This is a genomic window from Helicobacter valdiviensis, from assembly GCF_003245365.1.
GTDB classification, from domain to species: Bacteria; Campylobacterota; Campylobacteria; order Campylobacterales; family Helicobacteraceae; genus Helicobacter_D; species Helicobacter_D valdiviensis.
This window is the reverse complement of the sequence record NZ_NBIU01000073.1, coordinates 1-2,221: the sequence shown is the minus strand read 5'-3', so window position 1 is coordinate 2,221 and position 2,221 is coordinate 1. Positions and strand designations below refer to the sequence as shown.

1 protein-coding gene is annotated in these 2,221 nt (G+C 26.3%); it reads right to left on the bottom strand.

Translation table 11 applies throughout. The features are described from left to right. Positions 1-2,221: type VI secretion system Vgr family protein (locus B6S12_RS11590; RefSeq protein ID WP_245892662.1), on the bottom strand; the 2,221-nt coding region annotated here is incomplete at both ends.

The following is a 2,221-nucleotide window of genomic DNA, read 5'->3' as shown; positions in this document are numbered from 1 at the left end:
TTTTCTCCTACATATTCACTAGAATTCTTAGCTACTCTTACTTTATTATCTACTCCTACATTTAAAGTATTAGATAATCCTACTATGGTATCTTTAGATAAACCTACATTGGTTAAATATTCAGCTCCTACATTGACATTTTTAGCTAAATCTATGGTTTGAGTGTGAACCTTTTTAATCCTTTCATTATAAAGTCCATCTACAATCACATCTTTATCATTTAAAATCTTTTGAGAAAAGTTATGCTGGATTAATTCATCATAATCTTTTTCTGCCTTTAAATAAATTTGTTCTTTGTTTTTGATATTAGACATTGTAAGTTCATTATAACCTTCTTCATTAACACCTATGGTTTTAGAAGAAAGAGAAGTTTGATGATCATTAAAAGGGAGATTAACTAAACTTGGATTGGTTCTATTATATAAACTAGAACTCACATAAGGTTTATCTATATCATCATCTAAAAAAGAAACAATCACTTCATCTCCAACTCTTGGAGTATGATAAAAACCTGAATGGTTACTTGCAATATTTGTTGCTACTCTTAAAAAAGGAGTATGGTGGTAAGATTTATAAGTATTGCTTGATAAATTACTTAAAGAGGAGTTTATTAAGCTTGTATCCTTGCTAGAGACTTTATTCTCTTTAGTGTTTATATTATTATTGTTATTGTTGTTTGTATCTAATATATTATTGTTTGAATTTAAAAAGTTATTATCTATTTCTTCTTGATTGGCATAAAGATTAATTCTAACCTTTACTCTTCCATATTGATCTGTATAAATAGTATTTCTCTCACTTTGTATCTCTTTGCTCTCTCCTATAACTATTCCTTGAGTATTTAAAGGAGCTTTAGGCTTTTCTTTAAAACTAGGAGTAAAGATAAGATGGCTTGGAAGAATACTGAGAGTATTACTATAAGATCTATTAAGTTTTAAATCTTTTAGGGGAGTATTATCATTAGTATTTATAGAATGAGTTAAGATTGCATCATCTATTAGAGTTTGTGTGTTTGCAATAATTACAAAGTCTTTTAAAAAAGTATTCTTGTCTTTATCTTCTTCTTTAGAGTTTGTAAATGTAGAATCCTCTAATTTTATAAATTCTCCTAAAGATAAATGATAGATATTACTATTTGCTTGAATGCTTTCTTGTAAAGTAATAATTCTTCTTTCTTTTAAAGAAGGAGAAGTTTTTAAATCAATACTTTGGCTAAAAGAATATTCACTCTCATAAGTGTGTTCATAATAGGTAGCTTTATTATTGAGATGGATTTCATAAGGAGCTTTACTAGATTGTAAGGATAAAAGATTTAAAGGAGTATGAGATTGGATACTAGAATGGATAAAGACATTAGGATAAATACTTTCTTCTTTATAAAAAGAAGAGATACAAGGTTCATTTAAAATATTATTGGGGTTTGGATTATATTTAAGAGATTTAGGAATGTTTTTAATATAATGGTCACAAAAATAGATTTTAGAAGCATCTTCATAAAAGAATATTCCATGATTGTGGGATATTCTTTTAATGAAGTCTAAATCACTTTCTTGATATTGGGAGATGAGTTCTTTATCTTCATAGTTGTAATAAATATTAGAGAAGTCAATTTCTTTACCTAATCTTCCTTGATAAAAGTTTAGTGTTTGTTTGATGGCTTCTATAATGTTTATATGGGTATAAATTCTATTAGCTTTATTAAAAGAGAGTCTTATAAGAGGAGATTGTATTTTAAAAGAAAAGAAATGTTTATAATTTAATGTTTTTGTCTTAGAGTTTATAGAATTAATATTTAAAGGTGCTATTTCATTAATTCCTAGATATTTTACATAGCTAATAATTCCTTGATAGGTTTTAGTGTTGTTAGATGGAGTAGAATTATTATCTTGCTTGTTAAATTCTATGGTTTTAGAAGGATAGGGATTATTAATAATAAAAGTAGCAAATCTATCAATTAAGACTTTAGGGTGAAAGTTTAAATCTTTAGAATTAGAATTTAAAGAAGAATTTGTTTTATTATTAGTATTATTAGAAGAATGGGGATAAAAATTTGTTTGTAAAGAATTAAAAAGATCTTCTTGCATACTCTCTAAATAACCCTCACATTCTATTATAAATAAATCTTCTAAACTTTCTTCAATGGTGGCTTTAATGATAGTGAGGGGAATAAGATTAGAAGAGGAAGAAAAGTCTTTAGGGTTATTAGGATTATTGGAAGAAG